General features: G+C 63.4%; 13 protein-coding genes. 5 read left to right on the top strand and 8 right to left on the bottom strand.

Annotated features, from left to right (window positions below):
- Window positions 1-247: 247 nt before the first annotated feature.
- Together ACIP1G_RS19490 and ACIP1G_RS19485 are read left to right on the top strand one after the other, a co-directional pair.
- A complete protein-coding gene (locus tag ACIP1G_RS19490; protein WP_400740036.1) occupies window positions 248-604 on the top strand; it encodes a VOC family protein in 357 nt (118 codons plus the stop codon).
- On the top strand, window positions 604-1,224 hold the full coding sequence (locus ACIP1G_RS19485; RefSeq protein WP_400740047.1) for a TetR/AcrR family transcriptional regulator: 621 nt from the start codon (window positions 604-606) through the stop codon (window positions 1,222-1,224). The genes ACIP1G_RS19490 and ACIP1G_RS19485 overlap by 1 nt, the downstream gene beginning before the upstream one ends.
- A gap of 130 nt (window positions 1,225-1,354) precedes the next feature.
- On the opposite strand, the gene preA is transcribed toward ACIP1G_RS19485, so the two are convergent.
- The 3 genes from preA to hydA form a co-directional block, all read right to left on the bottom strand.
- Window positions 1,355-2,629 carry an NAD-dependent dihydropyrimidine dehydrogenase subunit PreA gene (gene preA, locus ACIP1G_RS19480; protein WP_400740033.1) on the bottom strand — a complete coding sequence of 425 codons (1,275 nt, stop codon included), beginning with the start codon at window positions 2,627-2,629 and terminating at the stop codon, window positions 1,355-1,357.
- Complete coding sequence (locus ACIP1G_RS19475; RefSeq protein ID WP_400740030.1) at window positions 2,630-3,997, bottom strand: NAD(P)-dependent oxidoreductase; 1,368 nt, start codon at window positions 3,995-3,997, stop codon at window positions 2,630-2,632.
- A 162-nt stretch (window positions 3,998-4,159) separates the two neighbouring features.
- Window positions 4,160-5,599, bottom strand: a complete 1,440-nt coding sequence (gene hydA, locus ACIP1G_RS19470) for a dihydropyrimidinase (RefSeq protein ID WP_400740027.1) — start codon at window positions 5,597-5,599, stop codon at window positions 4,160-4,162.
- A 341-nt stretch (window positions 5,600-5,940) separates the two neighbouring features.
- Between hydA and ACIP1G_RS19465 the strand changes: the two genes are divergently transcribed.
- Together ACIP1G_RS19465 and ACIP1G_RS19460 are read left to right on the top strand one after the other, a co-directional pair.
- Complete coding sequence (locus ACIP1G_RS19465; RefSeq protein ID WP_400740026.1) at window positions 5,941-7,431, top strand: NCS1 family nucleobase:cation symporter-1; 1,491 nt, start codon at window positions 5,941-5,943, stop codon at window positions 7,429-7,431.
- Window positions 7,432-7,559: 128 nt separating this feature from the next.
- On the top strand, window positions 7,560-8,843 hold the full coding sequence (locus ACIP1G_RS19460; protein ID WP_400740024.1) for a Zn-dependent hydrolase: 1,284 nt from the start codon (window positions 7,560-7,562) through the stop codon (window positions 8,841-8,843).
- A 362-nt stretch (window positions 8,844-9,205) separates the two neighbouring features.
- Here the strand turns inward: ACIP1G_RS19460 and ACIP1G_RS19455 are convergent, their stop codons facing one another.
- From ACIP1G_RS19455 to nhaB, 5 genes are all read right to left on the bottom strand, one after another.
- Entirely contained in the window at window positions 9,206-10,165 is a 960-nt protein-coding gene (locus tag ACIP1G_RS19455) for a ribonuclease Z (RefSeq protein WP_400740021.1), read from the bottom strand.
- Between the two features lie 16 nt (window positions 10,166-10,181).
- Window positions 10,182-10,643: an NUDIX hydrolase gene (locus ACIP1G_RS19450; RefSeq protein WP_400740018.1), complete on the bottom strand. Its 462-nt coding sequence runs from the start codon at window positions 10,641-10,643 to the stop codon at window positions 10,182-10,184.
- Window positions 10,644-10,713: 70 nt separating this feature from the next.
- Window positions 10,714-11,259 (bottom strand): lipocalin family protein, encoded by a 546-nt coding sequence (locus tag ACIP1G_RS19445; protein WP_400740015.1) that lies wholly within the window; start codon window positions 11,257-11,259, stop codon window positions 10,714-10,716.
- Between the two features lie 467 nt (window positions 11,260-11,726).
- Window positions 11,727-12,350 carry a dihydrofolate reductase family protein gene (locus ACIP1G_RS19440; RefSeq protein WP_400740012.1) on the bottom strand — a complete coding sequence of 208 codons (624 nt, stop codon included), beginning with the start codon at window positions 12,348-12,350 and terminating at the stop codon, window positions 11,727-11,729.
- Between the two features lie 197 nt (window positions 12,351-12,547).
- Window positions 12,548-14,050, bottom strand: coding sequence for a sodium/proton antiporter NhaB (nhaB, locus tag ACIP1G_RS19435; protein ID WP_400740010.1), 1,503 nt, complete (start codon window positions 14,048-14,050; stop codon window positions 12,548-12,550).
- A gap of 150 nt (window positions 14,051-14,200) precedes the next feature.
- Between nhaB and ACIP1G_RS19430 the strand changes: the two genes are divergently transcribed.
- Window positions 14,201-15,013 carry a crotonase/enoyl-CoA hydratase family protein gene (locus ACIP1G_RS19430; RefSeq protein ID WP_400740007.1) on the top strand — a complete coding sequence of 271 codons (813 nt, stop codon included), beginning with the start codon at window positions 14,201-14,203 and terminating at the stop codon, window positions 15,011-15,013.
- Window positions 15,014-15,036 lie beyond the last annotated feature (23 nt).

Here is a 15,036-nt window from a genome sequence, read left to right as displayed (position 1 = left end):
CCGCATCGTTGATGCGGGGCATTTTGCAGGAGCTGGCTCAAAATTTCAGGTTTTCACACAGCCTGTGTAGGAGCGGCCTTGTGTCGCGATCGGGCCGCGGAGCGGCCCCAGCGAGTTCAGCGGCGAAGCTGAAAATTTGGGTCCGCTCCGCGGCCCGATCGCGACACAAGGCCGCTCCTACAGGGATTGCACCAGCTTCGAACAAGCGGAGTAGACTAGGCCAAACACCATTCGGCACGGAGCACACATGGGTATTCGCGGTACGGATCGGCAGATCGACAACATCGAGTTCAATGTCAGTGACATCGCACGCAGCAAGGCCTTCTATGGCAGTGTGTTCGGCTGGGCCTTCACCGACTACGGGCCGACCTACGCCGAGTTCAGCGATGGTCGCCTGACCGGCGACTTTACCACAGGTGAGCCGGTGCGCCCGGGCGGGCCGCTGGTGATCCTGTACGCCGATGACCTGGAAGCCACGCAGCAACGGGTCGAGGCGGCGGGGATGAAGATCAGCCGGGCGACCTTTGCCTTCCCTGGCGGGCGGCGCTTCCATTTCATCGACCCGGACGGCTATGAACTGGCGGTGTGGACGGCCCAAGCCTGATGGCCAACCACAAGATCGAAATCCGCCGACGCAATATCGAGAAGATTCTGCAGGCGGCGGAAAAGATGTTCGCCGAGAAGGGCTTCGGCGCCACCTCCATGGGCGATATTGCCGAGCAGGCCGAGTTGCCGCGTTCCAACCTGCATTACTACTTCAGCACCAAGGACGAGCTGTTCCGCGCAGTGCTGCAGGACCTGCTGGATGTATGGAAGCAGGACGCGCTGTGCTTCGAGAATTTCGACGACCCGCGTGTGGTGCTGACCAGTTACATCCGGGCGAAAATGGGCCATTCGCGCTCACGGCCGTTGGGCTCGAAGATCTGGGCCGAAGAGATGCTGCACGGGGCGCCGGTGCTGGGGGTGAACCTGGACGAAAGCCTGGTGCCCTGGGCCAAACTGAAGGAAGCCAAGATCCGCCGCTGGGTGGAGGAAGGGCGCATCCTGCCGGTGGAACCGTCGGCGCTGCTGTACATGATCTGGGCTTCGACCCAGCACTATGCCGACTTTGGTTACCAGGTGGAACTGCTCAATGGCGGTGAGGCGCTGTCGGACATGGCCTTTGAAAGTGCAGTGCAGACGGTGACCAGCGTGATCTTGCGGGGGATTGGGCTGGAGCCTTGAATCGGCGGTTGCCTGAGCGAATGGGGCCGCTGTGCGGCCCTTCGCGGGTAAACCCGCTCCTATAGGTTTATCGTTGCCCTTGTAGGAGCGGGTTCACCCGCGAAGGGCTGCGCAGCAGCCCCAATCTACCTCAACTGGCCTCGCGATAGGGGTTGCGCGGGTCTTGCGTCCAGTTCAAATAAGGCTTGCCGGTGTCCTGCGCCTCCATGTCGATGCAGTTCTCCACCGGGCAGGTTATCTGGCACAGGTTGCAGCCCACGCATTCCTCCTCGATTACGCTGTAGGCATGCGTGCCGTCAGCCTTCAGCGTGCTGGCAATGGCCTGGTGCGAGGTATCCTCGCAGGCAATGTGGCAGCGCCCGCAGCCAATGCACGCCGCCTGGTCGATGTGCGCCACCGATTTGTAGTTCATGTCCAGGTACTTCCAGTCGGTGGTGTGCCCCACCGCCTGGCCACGGAACGCTTCGATGTTGCGGTGGCCGTGCTGGTCCATCCAGCGCGCCAGGCCGTCCTTCATGTCCTCGACAATGCGGAACCCATGCAGCATCGCCGCCGTGCACACCTGCACGGCGCCACTGCCCAGGGCCATGAACTCCGCCGCATCACGCCAGTTGCCAATGCCGCCAATGCCACAAATCGGCAAGCCGCGGGTTTCCGGGTCGCGGGCAATTTCCGCCACCATGTTCAGCGCAATCGGCTTCACCGCCGAACCGCAGTAACCGCCATGGGTGCTCTGGTCGCCGACGATGGGGTGGGCCACCATGCGGTCGAGGTCGACGCTGGTGATGGAGTTGATGGTGTTGATCAGCGACACCGCATCGGCCCCGCCTCGGTGCGCGGCGCGGGCTGACTGGCGGATGTCGGTGATGTTCGGCGTAAGCTTGACGATCACCGGTAGCGAGCAGTACGTCTTGCACCAGCGGGTGACCATCTCCACGTATTCCGGCACCTGGCCCACCGCAGCGCCCATGCCGCGCTCCGGCATGCCGTGCGGGCAACCGAAGTTCAGCTCGATGCCATCGGCACCGGTGGCCTCCACCAGTGGCAGGATGAACTTCCAGGATTCTTCTTCACATGGCACCATCAGCGACACGATCAGCGCACGGTCGGGCCAGTCCTTCTTCACCTGGGTAATTTCACGCAGGTTGATTTCCAGCGAACGGTCGGTGATCAGTTCGATGTTGTTGATGCCCTGCACCTGGCGGTTGGGGCCATAGTGCGCCGAATAGCGCGACGACACGTTGACCGCTGCCGGGTCTTCGCCCAGGGTTTTCCAGACCACGCCGCCCCAGCCAGCCTCGAAGGCGCGGACCACGTTGTAGGCCTTGTCGGTTGGCGGCGCGGAAGCCAGCCAGAACGGGTTGGGTGCCTTGATGCCGGCGAACACAATAGACAAGTCGGCCATTTATGCTGCCTCCACGTTGAGCATGAGTTGGGCATGGATGGCTTCGGCGGCCAGCTTGCCGTGTTGCACAGCCTGGACAGTGAGGTCCTGGCCCAGCGCGGTGCAGTCGCCACCGGCGTACACGCCCGGCAGGCTGGTCTGCAGGGTTTCGTCGACGCGAATGCGTTCACCTTCGCGGGCCAGTTGCGCGGCCACCGGGTCACCAAGGCTGGCGCCGTCGAAGCGCTGGCCGATGGCCTTGAAGATGGCATCGGCGGCCAGCTCGAAGGTTTCGCCGGTGTCGCGCAGGCGGCCGTCCGCCAGTTCGGTGCGGGCAAAGCGCATGCCACGCACCTTGCCGGTGTCGTCCAGCAGCACGGCATCGGGGCGCGCCCAGGTGTGCAGGCGGACCTGGTTGGCCTTGGCGATGTCCTGCTCGTGGCCGGTGGCGCCCATGTCGGCGTGGCCACGGCGGTATACCAAATTGACGTCGCGGGCCCCCAGGCGGCTCATCTGCACGGCCATGTCGATGGCGGTGTTGCCGGCGCCGATCACCAGGCAGCGGTCGGCCAGCGGCAGCTGGCTCAGGTCATCGGCCTGGCGCAGTTCGCGGATATATTCAGTGGCGGCGAGCAGGCCGGGGGCTTCTTCATCGGCCAGGCCGAGTTGGCGCACTGCATTCAGGCCGAGGCCGAGGAACACCGCGTCGTACTGGTCGCGCAGCTCGCCCAGGCTGAGGTTGCTGCCCAGGCGCTGACCATGGCGAATCTCGATGCCGCCGATGCCGAGTAAAAACTCCACCTCACGCTGGGCATAGTCGTCCACCAGCTTGTAGCGGGCGATGCCGTACTCGTTGAGGCCGCCGGCCTTGTCGCAGGCTTCGAACACCACCACATCATGGCCGTGCATGGCCAGGCGGTGTGCGCAAGACAGCCCGGCAGGGCCGGCGCCGACCACGGCAATGCGTTTACCGGTAGCGGGGGAGCGCTTGAACGGGTGCTCGCTGAACTGGGCGTTGTCCAGGGCATAGCGTTGCAACTGGCCGATCAGTACCGGTGCACATTCCTGGGCATTGTTGCGCACGCAGGCTTGCTGGCAAAGGATTTCGGTGGGGCAGACGCGGGCGCAGCTGCCGCCGAGAATGTTGGCCGAGAGAATACGTTCGGCGGCGCCTTGCAGGTTTTCGTCGCTGATGCGGTGGATGAAGGAAGGGATGTCAATTTCGCTGGGGCACGCGTTGACGCAGGGGGCGTCGTAGCAATACAGGCAGCGCGCGCTTTCCACGGCAGCCTGGCGGGCGGTGAGGGGTGGGGCCAGGTCGCTGAAGCGCTCGGCCAACTGGTCGGCGCCGGCCCGGGGGCGCGGCAAGTGGTTCAGGGCGTCGATCACGGTTGTAGCCTCTCTATTTTTTATGGTGCAGGCGACAGGTGTTGCGAGGGTGGGGGCCGCTGTGCGGCCCATCGCGACACAAGGCCGCTCCTACAAGGGACCGCGTACTCCTGTAGGAGCGGCCTTGTGTCGCGAAAGGGCTGCGCAGCAGCCCCAATGGCCTCAGCGCTGAACCGGCGTCGGCCGCTGCAGGTCGGCCCGCCGCCCCAGCACCTCATACACCGACGGATACGCCGGCCGCTCCACATAGCGCCCCGCGCCCGCCTCGGCGCGCAGGTCGCCATCGGCCCAGAGCACCTTGCCCTGGCTGATGGTGTGGCTGGGGATGCCGCGCACGGTGCGGCCTTCGAAAATGTTGAAGTCCACCCGCTGGTGGTGGGTCTGGGCCGAGATGGTGCGGGTGCCTTGCGGGTCCCACAGCACCAGGTCGGCATCGGCGCCAACGCGGATGGCACCCTTGCGCGGGAACAAGTTGAAGATCTTCGCGGTGTTGGTCGACGTCAGTGCAACGAACTCATGCATCGACAGGCGCCCGCTGTTGACCCCGGCATCCCACAGCACCGCCATGCGGTCTTCGATGCCGGCGGTGCCGTTGGGGATGCGGCTGAAGTCGTCGCGGCCCATGGCTTTCTGCTCGGCGCAGAAGCAGCAGTGGTCGGTAGCGGTGGTGTGCAGGTTGCCCGACTGCAAGCCGCGCCACAGCGCTTCCTGGTGTTCGCGCGGGCGGAACGGTGGGCTCATCACATAGCCGGCGGCGGTGGCCCAGTCGGGGTCACGGTAGACGCTGTCGTCCAGCAACAGGTGGCCAGGCAGTACCTCGCCGTATACCGGCTGGCCCTTAGCCCGGGCGTAGGTGATTTCGTCCAGTGCTTCACGGCTGGAAATGTGCACCACATACAGCGGCGTACCAATCGTTTCGGCGATGCGGATAGCGCGGCTGGCCGCTTCACCTTCTACTTGGGAAGGGCGCGAAAGCGGATGCGCCTCTGGCCCGGTCAACCCTTGGGCCAGCAGTTTTTTCTGCAGGTGGTACACCAACTCGCCATTCTCGGCATGCACGGTGGGCACCGCACCCAGTTGCAGGCAGCGCTCGAAGCTGGCCACCAGGGTGTCGTCGGCGGCCATGATCGCGTTCTTGTAGGCCATGAAGTGCTTGAAGCTGTTCACCCCATGCTTGGCTACCAGTTCGCCCATCTCTTCGGCCACCTGCTCGCTCCACCAGGTGATGGCGACGTGGAAACCATAATCGCTGGCGCTTTTCTGCGCCCAGCCACGCCAGGTATGGAAGGCCTCCAGCAACGACTGCTGCGGGTTGGGGATGACAAAGTCGATGATCGAGGTGGTGCCACCGGCCAGGCCTGCCGCGGTGCCGCTAAAGAAGTCTTCGCTGGCCACGGTGCCCATGAACGGCAACTGCATGTGGGTGTGCGGGTCGATGCCGCCGGGCATCAGGTACTGGCCGCTGCCGTCTAGGATCTCGCAGTCGGTAGGCGGTTCGAGGTTTTGCCCAATGGCGCGAATCAGGCCATCGGCACACAGGACATCGGCGGGGTAACTCTCTTCGTGGGTAACCACGGTGGCGCCACGGATCAACAGGGACATGCCGTTTTCCTCGCAGGCTGACCGGTCTGGGCCGGTTCTTGGAATTGTCTGGGTGCCGGGCGGGCAGGGCGGTTAATCCTGTCAGGCCTGACAAGATTGGAGGCTAGATGCTGATCCGTAATTCAGCAAGGAAGTTTTCTTATAAATATTTTGGTTTTTAAATTATTGAATTTAAAAGATTATTTTGTTCAGTTGTGCTGACTACGGGTCTTTCAGAAATTTTGACTAACTTGACAAGATGAAAATCTGGTCGAGATTTCTAAGCACAATATGCGTGTGTACTCCGGCCATCGAATTAGCCCGATGAGCAAACAACTACAAGAAAATCTGGAGAAGGGCCCATGCAACAGAGCAGATCGGAAGTGGTCGAGAAGGATGGCCTGTTCGAGCTGTCCGAGGGCAGTGATGTTCTCGACAGCCCGCGCTACAACCACGACATCGCACCGACCAAGGTGCACCAGCGCACCTGGAACAAATGGCACATCACCGCCCTGTGGGTAGGCATGTCCATCTGCGTGCCCACCTACACCCTCGGCGGCGTGCTCACCGCCTACTTCGGCCTCAGCGTGGGCGAGGCCTTGCTGGCGATTCTGCTGGCCAACCTGATCGTGCTCATCCCGCTCACCCTCAACGCCTTTCCGGGCACCAAGTACGGCATCCCGTTTCCGGTGCTGCTGCGTTCGTCGTTCGGCATTCTCGGCTCCAACGTGCCGTGCCTGATCCGCGCGGTGGTGGCCTGTGGCTGGTTCGGTATCCAGACCATGTTCGGCGGGCTGGCCATTCACCTGTTCCTTGGCTCGGTGTTCGACGGCTGGAAGGCCCTGGGCGGTACCGGCGAGGTGATCGGCTTCATGATCTTCTGGTGCCTGAACCTGTGGGTGGTGCTGCGCGGCGCCGAATCGATCAAGTGGCTGGAAACGCTGTCGGCACCGCTGCTGGTGGCGGTGGGTGTGGGCCTGCTGTTCTGGGCCTTGCCGCACATGTCGATGACCGAACTGCTGGCCCAGCCACCCAAGCGCCCGGAAGGGGCGAGCGTGGTCAGCTACTTCTGCGCCGGGCTTACCGCCATGGTCGGCTTCTGGGCCACGCTGTCGCTGAACATTCCCGACTTCAGCCGCTATGCCCGCAGCCAGAAGGACCAGATTCTCGGACAGATCTTCGGCCTGCCGCTGACCATGTTCCTGTTCGCCGCGCTGGGGGTGGTACTGACTGCCGCCTCGGCGTCGCTGGTAGGCGAGACCGTTTCCGACCCGGTCAGCCTGATCGGCAAGATCCACAGCCCGTTCTGGGTGGCCCTGGCCATGGCGCTGATCGTGATCGCCACGCTGTCGACCAACACTGCGGCGAATATCGTGTCACCCACCAACGACTTCCAGAACATCGCCCCACGGTTGATCGGGCGCAGCCGGGCGGTATGGCTGACCGGCTTCATCGGCCTGGCGCTGATGGGCCATGAGTTGCTGAAGAAGCTGGGTTGGATCGTCTCCGACCTGAGCCTGGAGAGCGTGTACTCCAACTGGTTGCTGGGCTATTCCAGCCTGCTCGGGCCGATTGCCGGGATCATGGTGGTGGACTACTTCCTGATCCGCCGGCAGAAGCTGGACCTGGCCGGGCTGTACCGCGACGACGTGTACCCGGCGTGGAACTGGGCTGGCTTCGCCGCTTTTGCGTTGCCGGTGGCGCTGACGGTGATGGCCATTGGTAACAGCAGTTTCAGCTGGTTCTACGACTACGGCTGGTTTACCGGCTCGCTGCTGGGTGGGGGGCTGTATTACCTCTTCGCCGGCGTGGTCGCGCGTAGTCCGGCGCGGGTGGCCAAGCCCTTGCCTTGAGACCGCGCTGGCTTCTTCGCGGGTGAACCCGCTCCTACAAAGATCGCGGGCTGCGCTGGCCTTTGTAGGAGCGGGTTTACCCGCGAAGAGGCCAGCACAGACAACAAAAAAGCCTGAAGGAAAAACCCATGACCCCAGTCAAAGAGATCCTGAAGACCACCGCCCACCACATCAACAGCACCCGCCTGTGGCAATCCCTGATGGACCTCGCCCACCTCGGCGCCACCGCCAAGGGCGGCGTGTGCCGCCTGGCCCTGACCGACCTCGATCGCCAGGCCCGCGACCTGTTCGTCCAATGGTGCGAGGCTGCCGGTTGCACGGTCAGCATCGACGCCGTCGGCAATATCTTCGCCCGTCGCCCGGGGCGTAACCCCAAGCTGCCCCCGGTGATGACCGGCAGCCATATCGACACCCAACCCACCGGCGGCAAGTTCGATGGCTGCTTCGGTGTGATGGCCGGGCTGGAGGTAATCCGCACCCTCAACGACCTGGGCGTGGAAACCGAAGCGCCGCTGGAAGTGGTGGTGTGGACCAACGAAGAAGGCTCGCGCTTTGCCCCGTGCATGATGGGTTCGGGGGTGTTCGCCGGCAAGTTCACCCTGGAGGAGACTTTGGCCAAACGCGATGCCCAAGGTGTCAGCGTTGGCGAAGCCTTGAACGCCATCGGCTACGCCGGCCCACGCGCGGTGCTGGGGCACCCGGTGGGGGCGTATTTCGAAGCGCATATCGAACAGGGGCCGATTCTCGAAGACCAAGCCAAGACCATCGGCGTGGTGCTGGGTGCCCTGGGCCAGAAGTGGTTCGACCTTACCCTGCGCGGTGTCGAAGCCCATGCCGGCCCTACGCCCATGCACCTGCGCAAGGACGCCTTGGTCGGCGCGGCGGCCGTGGTGGAGGCGGTCAACCGTACTGCCCTTGGCCACCAGCCGCATGCTTGTGGCACGGTGGGTTGCCTGCAGGCGTACCCAGGCTCGCGTAATGTGATCCCGGGCGAAGTGCGCATGACCCTGGACTTCCGTCACCTGCAAGGCGAGCAACTAGATGCGATGATTGCCGAAGTGCGGGGAGTAATCGAGGCGACCTGTGCCAAGCATGGTTTGAGCCACGAGTTGGTGCCTACGGCCGACTTCCCGGCGCTTTACTTCGATAAAGACTGTGTGGATGCCGTGCGCGAGTCGGCCAAGGCGCTGGGCTTGCCGCACATGGACATCGTCAGCGGCGCCGGGCATGACGCAATCTTCCTGGCCGAACTGGGGCCAGCGGGGATGATTTTCGTGCCGTGCGAAAACGGCATCAGCCACAACGAGATCGAGAACGCTACGCCTGACGATCTGGCGGCGGGTTGTGCGGTGTTGCTGCGGGCGATGCTGGCGGCGTCGGAGGCGATTGCCAGCGGGCGTCTGGCGGCATAGTGGAACGGCGGGTTGTGAAGGGCTTCGCATGTGTTCGCCACAACATCTTCATTGCCTGTGAAATCGAGCGCCGCCCGCGCGGCGCTTCGCGGCACAAGGCCGCTCCCACTGTCTGTTTCGGGCCAGTCACTTCTGTGAAGTCACCGCTGTCCGCCTTGTTTGTTCCATTGGATATCGAAGGGAACGCAGTTGTTCTTCATCAATTTCCAGCCATGCACCAGGGCTGCAACCCACCTGGCACAGAAATAACTGGCCCGAAACAGACAGTGGGAGCGGCCTTGTGCCGCGAAGCGCCGCGCGGGCGGCGCTCGATTCCACAGGCGATGAAAATGTAGTGGCAAGCACCCGCGAAGCTCCACAATTCATCCCGCCGGCTCCAGACAGCCATCACGGCCGATGTGGTAGCGCTGCAGGTCCTGCGCCAGAACCAGCCGCCCGTTATAGTGGGCCAGCGCCTCGGCACGCACATCGTCGATGCTCGGGCTGCGTTTCGGGTCGTTCTGGTAGCGGGCACTGAAGTGCGTCAGTACCAGGTTGCGCACACCTGCAGCTTCGGCAAAGCGTGCCACCGCAGCCGCGGTGCTGTGGCCGAAGGTAACCCCGGTGCGCTCGACCACCGCCTGGGTGAAGGTGGCTTCGTGTACCAGCACATCCGCGCCTTTGGCGGCGTCAGCCAACAGTTCGGGGTTGTCGTTGTCCCCGCACACGATCACCCGCCGTGGTGGGCGCGAGGGGCGCAGGTAGTCGTTGCCGTTCAGCACCTGCTCGCCATGCTGCACCGCCAGGCCCTTGGCCAGGTCGCCCCACAGCGGGCCACGGGGTATGCCTTCAGCCTCCAGGCGCAGGATGTCCAGGCGTGGTTCGGGGTTGCGTTCGGTGAACACGAAACCCACGCTCGGCACCCGGTGCGACAGCTGCACGGCGGTCACCTGCTGGCTCTGATTGTGCCACTCGCTCAGGCCTTCCAAGGCCAGCAGGCGCAGCTCGAACGACAGGAAGGTGTCGCTGGCCACCAGGCCCTGGCGTACCCAGTCGTGCAGTGCAGCGGGCAAGACGATGTCCAGCGGCTGGGTGCGCCCGCTCATGCTGGCGCTGGCCAGCAATCCGGGCAGGCCGAAGCAATGGTCGCCATGCACGTGAGTAATGAAGATCGCCTGCAGGTCGCGGATCGACAGCGGCGTGTGCAGCAACTGGTGCTGGGTGCCTTCGCCGCAGTCGACCAGGTACCAGTGGCTACCGCTGGCCTCGATCACCGCGGTGGCGCTGACATTGCGTGCCTTGGTCGGCACCCCGGCGGAGGTGCCGAGGAACAGCAGGTCCATGTTCAGGCTCCTTGTTTCAGCCTATCAGTGCCAGGTCGCGCAGCAACGCCTGCAGCCCTTGTGGCACCAGCGGGCCAATACGCGAAAAATCGGCGTTGTCGCACCAGCGGGCGCGGAACGGGCTGCCGTCGGACTCATGGCCGTCCAGCCAATCTTGCTGGTACAGGCTGGCATCATCGAAGCGTGCATCGTACACCTGCACAATCTCATGCCCTGGCTTGCCGGCATAGGTGAACAGGCTTTCCAGGGTGCCGAGCAGGCGCACATCGCTGATCGGCTGGCCCAGTTCTTCATGGACTTCCCGGGCGATGGCATCGCGGCCCAACTCACCGAACTCGATGCCGCCACCCAATGGGCGGCACAGTGTCTGACCGCTGGCCGGGTCTTCGAATACATTGACCAGAATCTTGCCCTGGTGATGGAACACGCACAGTGCGAGAAACCGGATGCGGGGTGCCAATGGCGGCTGGGTAGTCAACGGCTCGTTCCTTCGAGGCGATAAAAGGGCGCACACCTTAGCCGGATTGCCGCATGGAGTCGATGGCTCGCTACTCGTCCTGCCGCCAGATCAGCTTGCTGGTGTCATAGCCTTGTTCGCGGGCGATGGTGAGCAGTTGCTCGCGCTGCTGGTCGGTGACTGCAGGCGTGCGCGAAAGCAACCACAGGTACTCGCGGTTGGGGTGGCCGACCAAGGCCACGCGGTAGTCCTTGTCGTGGTACAGCACCCAGTACTCGCCCTTGGTCAGGCCGGGCGCGAGGCGGCTGAACCAGTTGTCGAAGCGCACCCACAGCTTGTCGGTGCTGCCCGCTTGCTGGGGCTCGGCGATACCCTTGGCCTCATTCCACTGGCCGTCCTTCTCCTTGCAGCGGTTGGTTACGTCGATCCGGCCGTCGGTGCGCAGGCCATAGTGCGCCTCGGACTGTTCGCAGTTGCGCTGGAAGAACATCGGCAGCCGCGCCAGTTCGTACCAGGTGCCCTGGTAGCGTTGCAGGTCCACCTGCTGGGTGCGCGGCGGCGCCGGGTGATCGTTGCCGGCGCAGCCGAGCAGGGCCAGGGTCATGCAGGACAATAACAGCGTGGTGCGTAGCGCCATGGCGAACCTCCTTGATACGGATGGGGGCTTACCTGTGTTTCGATGCCGGCGCGGGGCAAAAGTTTTTTTGCCTGCTCTGATAAAGCATTTCGGCTGAGAGGTGCTTGGCACAACATTTTTATCGGCTTTGAGATCGAGCGCCGCCCGCGCGGCGCTTCGCAGCACAAGGCTGCTCCTACATCTGTTTCGGGCCAGTTATTCCTGAGGCATAGACGCGCGGCCCCTTGGTGTTCACCTCGATATCGCGGCGGACAAACAGGGCGGTCGCGCGCTCTGGCACAGGCGATACTGGCCCGAAACAGATGTAGGAGCAGCCTTGTGCTGCGAAGCGCCGCGCGGGCGGCGCTCGATCTGTGCATCACCCCAAATCCCAAACCATGCACCTAAAAGCCCTCATCCCATCCCCCGACGGCCAAATCGCAGCCACTCCTCCCCAGTTTCCCGTGAAGAACCAAAGTTGTACGCAATTACACCGCATCGAACGAACCGGTCTGCACCTGGCCTGCGCGCACGTAACGGGTGATGACCACGCCCTTTGGCGAAACCTGCGAGTGTTGCAGGGTGAAGGCCGCCGCTGCCGCATCGTTGCCGAACAGGCGTTTGCCGGGGCCGAGCAGCAGTGGGTGGATCAGCAGTTGCAGTTCATCGACCAGGTCTGCCGCCAGCAGTTGCTGCACCAGTTCGGCGCTGCCCTGGGTCAGCAGGCTGGCGCCGGCCTGCTGTTTAAGTGTGCGCACTGCCGCAGCTACATCCGCGCCCAGGGCATGGCTGTTGTGCCAGTCGAGGGTAGCGGGGGTATGGGTAGCCACGTGCTTGGGCACGCTGTTGAACAGGTTGGCGATGGAGAAGTCTTCCGAGCTGTCTTTTATCTTTGGCCAATAGCCGGCAAAGATGTCGTAGGTACGCCGGCCAAGCAGCAGCTCGAAGGGTTGGCTGAACAGCGCCTGCATGGCCTGGCCGAACACTTCCTCGGCGTAGGGCACTATCCAGCCGCCGTAGGTGAAGCCGCCGCTGGTGTCTTCCTGCGGGCCGCCGGGGGCCTGCATGACACCGTCGAGGCTGATGAAGGCGGCTACGATAAGTTTGCGCATGGGGACTCTCCTGGTGGCAGCCGGGGTGGCTGGGGGCATGGGATAGTCGAATGGCAGAAGGCAGAATCGACAGCGTAAACCTGTACCGGCCTCTTCGCGGGTAAACCCGGTCCTACGCAGGTATCGCCGCATTCGAAAGCGGTTCAATACCTGTGTAGGAGCGGGTTTACCCGCGAAGAGGTCGGCACAGGCCAACATCACAACCAGTAGGTCACCGCCCACCACCCCAGCCCACCCATCACAACGGTATAGGGCAACGCCATCCACACCATCCGCCCATACGACAACCGGATCAACGGCGCAATCGCCGAGGTCAGCAGGAACAGGAACGCCGCCTGCCCATTCGGCGTTGCCACGCTGGGCAGGTTGGTGCCGGTGTTGATCGCCACCGCCAGCATCTCGAAATGCTCACGGCTCATGCCGCCATTGAGAAACGCCTGCTTTACCTCGGTGATGTAGATGGTGGCAACGAACACATTGTCGCTGATTGCCGACAGCAAGCCGTTGGCCAGGTACAGCATGCCCGGCTGTTGCTCGGCCGGCAGGGTCAGCACCCAGGCGATCAACGGGCTGAACAGCTGTTGCTGGTGAATTACCGCGACCACGGCGAAAAACACCACCAGCAACGAGGTGAACGGCATGGCGTCCTGGAAGGCACGGCCCAGGCGGTGCTCGTCGGTGATGCCGGTAAACGCAGTGATCAGCACAATCACCATCAGGCCGATCAGGCCGACCTCGGCCACGTGCAGCCCCAGGCACACAATCAGGATCAGCGCCGCCAACCCTTGCACCCACAGCGCAATACGCTGGGCCTCGGTACGCGCGGCATCGTCCTCAGCGGCATAGGCCGCCAGCACCTGGCGCACCGGCTCGGGCATCAGCGTGCCGTAACCGAACAGGCGCAGCTTTTCCAGCAGCACGCAGGTCAGCAGGCCGGCCCCCAGCACTGGCAACGATACGGGCGCCACCTTGAAGAAGAAGTCGGCGAAGTGCCAGCCCATCTCGTGGCCGATCAGCAGGTTCTGTGGCTCGCCCACCAGCGTGCACACACCACCCAGTGCAGTACCCACGGCACCATGCATCAGCAGGCTACGCAGGAAGGCGCGGAACTGGTCGAGGTCTTCACGGTGCAGTTGTGCAATCTGCTGGTCGCTGTCCAGCGGGCTGTCTTCGCGCGGGTTGGCCCCGGAAGCGACGCGGTGGTACACCGCGTAGAAACCGACCGCCGCGCTGATGATCACGGCCGTCACGGTCAGCGCATCGAGAAACGCCGAGAGGAACGCCGACAGCACGCAGAACAGCAGCGACAGCATGGCTTTCGAGCGCACGCCCAGCAAAATGCGCGAGAACAGGAACAGCAGCAGTTCCTTCATGAAATGGATGCCGGCCACCATGAACATCAGCAGCAGGATTACCGGGAAGTTGTGTTGCAGCTCTTCGTACAGCGCCTGTGGCGTGGTCATCTGCAACAGCATGGCTTCGATAAGCAACAGCCCGCCGGGCATCAGCGGGTAGCACTTCAGCGCCATGCCCAGGGTGAAGATGAACTCGATCACCAGCGCCCAGCCCGCGGCAGCCGGGCCAACGGTTACCAGCAGCAACGGGTTGAGCACCAGGAACAGGCAGATGACCGCCTTGTACCACTGCGGGGACTGGCCCAGAAAACCGTGGGCGAGGGCGCCGGGCAGGGAGCGTGACATGAATATGTATCCTTATAATTCGGCGATGGCGCACGGTGCCGGATCAGCGCGCCTTAGGCAAGGCGCGCAGTCCCGTTTTTGGCACAAGTGCGGTCATCGGCCTGGGTTACCATCCGCGCTATGAACCTTTCACCCGCAGGAGTGCCGCCCGTGACCGAGTACAGCGCGTTCAAGGTCGAACTGACCGACAACATCGCCCACGTTCAGATCAACCGCCCGGAGAAGGTCAACGCGATGAACGCGGCCTTCTGGGAGGAGATCATCGACATCTTCCAGTGGGTCGACGACACCGATGCCGTGCGCGCGGTGGTGATCAGCGGTGCCGGCAAGCATTTCTCCGCCGGTATCGATCTGATGATGCTGGCTTCGCTGGCCGGGCAGATGGGCAAGGATGTGGGCCGCAATGCGCGCTTCCTGCGCAAGACCATCCAGCGCCTGCAGGCCTCGTTCAACGCCGTGGACAACTGCCGCAAGCCGGTTCTGGCTGCCGTGCAGGGCTACTGCATTGGTGGCGCCATCGACCTGATCTCGGCCTGCGACATGCGCTACTGCAGCCGCGACGCGCAGTTCTCGATCAAGGAAATCGACATGGGCATGGCCGCCGATGTCGGCACACTGCAACGTTTGCCACGTATCATTGGCGACGGCATGATGCGTGAGCTGGCCTTCACCGGGCGTAATGTCGAGGCTGACGAGGCGCTGCGCATCGGCCTGGTCAACCGGGTCTATGATGATCAGGCCGCGCTGCTCGACGGGGTCTTTGCCATTGCCCGCGAGATTGCCGCAAAATCGCCAATTGCCGTGGCCGGCACCAAGGAAATGCTCAGCTACATGCGTGACCATCGCATCGACGATGGCCTGGACTATATCGCCACCTGGAACGCCGCGATGCTGCAGTCCGAAGACCTGCGCGTGGCCGTGGCGGCGCACATGAGTAAACAGAAACCGACGTTCGCCGACTGATCAAACCGGGGGACGCGCAGTAA

The sequence above is a fragment of the Pseudomonas sp. NPDC089392 genome, from assembly GCF_044749595.1.
In the GTDB taxonomy this organism is placed as follows: domain Bacteria; phylum Pseudomonadota; class Gammaproteobacteria; order Pseudomonadales; family Pseudomonadaceae; genus Aquipseudomonas.
Note: the sequence above shows the minus strand (reverse complement) of the source record. Positions and strands in the feature narration are given on the sequence as shown.

Coding starts and splice junctions, on each gene's coding strand:
- ACIP1G_RS19490 (WP_400740036.1), top strand. CDS start 248: ATGGGTATTCGCGGTACGGATCGGCAGATCGACAACATCGAGTTCAAT.
- ACIP1G_RS19485 (WP_400740047.1), top strand. CDS start 604: ATGGCCAACCACAAGATCGAAATCCGCCGACGCAATATCGAGAAGATT.
- preA (WP_400740033.1), bottom strand. CDS start 2,629: ATGGCCGACTTGTCTATTGTGTTCGCCGGCATCAAGGCACCCAACCCG.
- hydA (WP_400740027.1), bottom strand. CDS start 5,599: ATGTCCCTGTTGATCCGTGGCGCCACCGTGGTTACCCACGAAGAGAGT.
- ACIP1G_RS19465 (WP_400740026.1), top strand. CDS start 5,941: ATGCAACAGAGCAGATCGGAAGTGGTCGAGAAGGATGGCCTGTTCGAG.
- ACIP1G_RS19460 (WP_400740024.1), top strand. CDS start 7,560: ATGACCCCAGTCAAAGAGATCCTGAAGACCACCGCCCACCACATCAAC.
- ACIP1G_RS19455 (WP_400740021.1), bottom strand. CDS start 10,165: ATGGACCTGCTGTTCCTCGGCACCTCCGCCGGGGTGCCGACCAAGGCA.
- ACIP1G_RS19445 (WP_400740015.1), bottom strand. CDS start 11,259: ATGGCGCTACGCACCACGCTGTTATTGTCCTGCATGACCCTGGCCCTG.
- ACIP1G_RS19440 (WP_400740012.1), bottom strand. CDS start 12,350: ATGCGCAAACTTATCGTAGCCGCCTTCATCAGCCTCGACGGTGTCATG.
- nhaB (WP_400740010.1), bottom strand. CDS start 14,050: ATGTCACGCTCCCTGCCCGGCGCCCTCGCCCACGGTTTTCTGGGCCAG.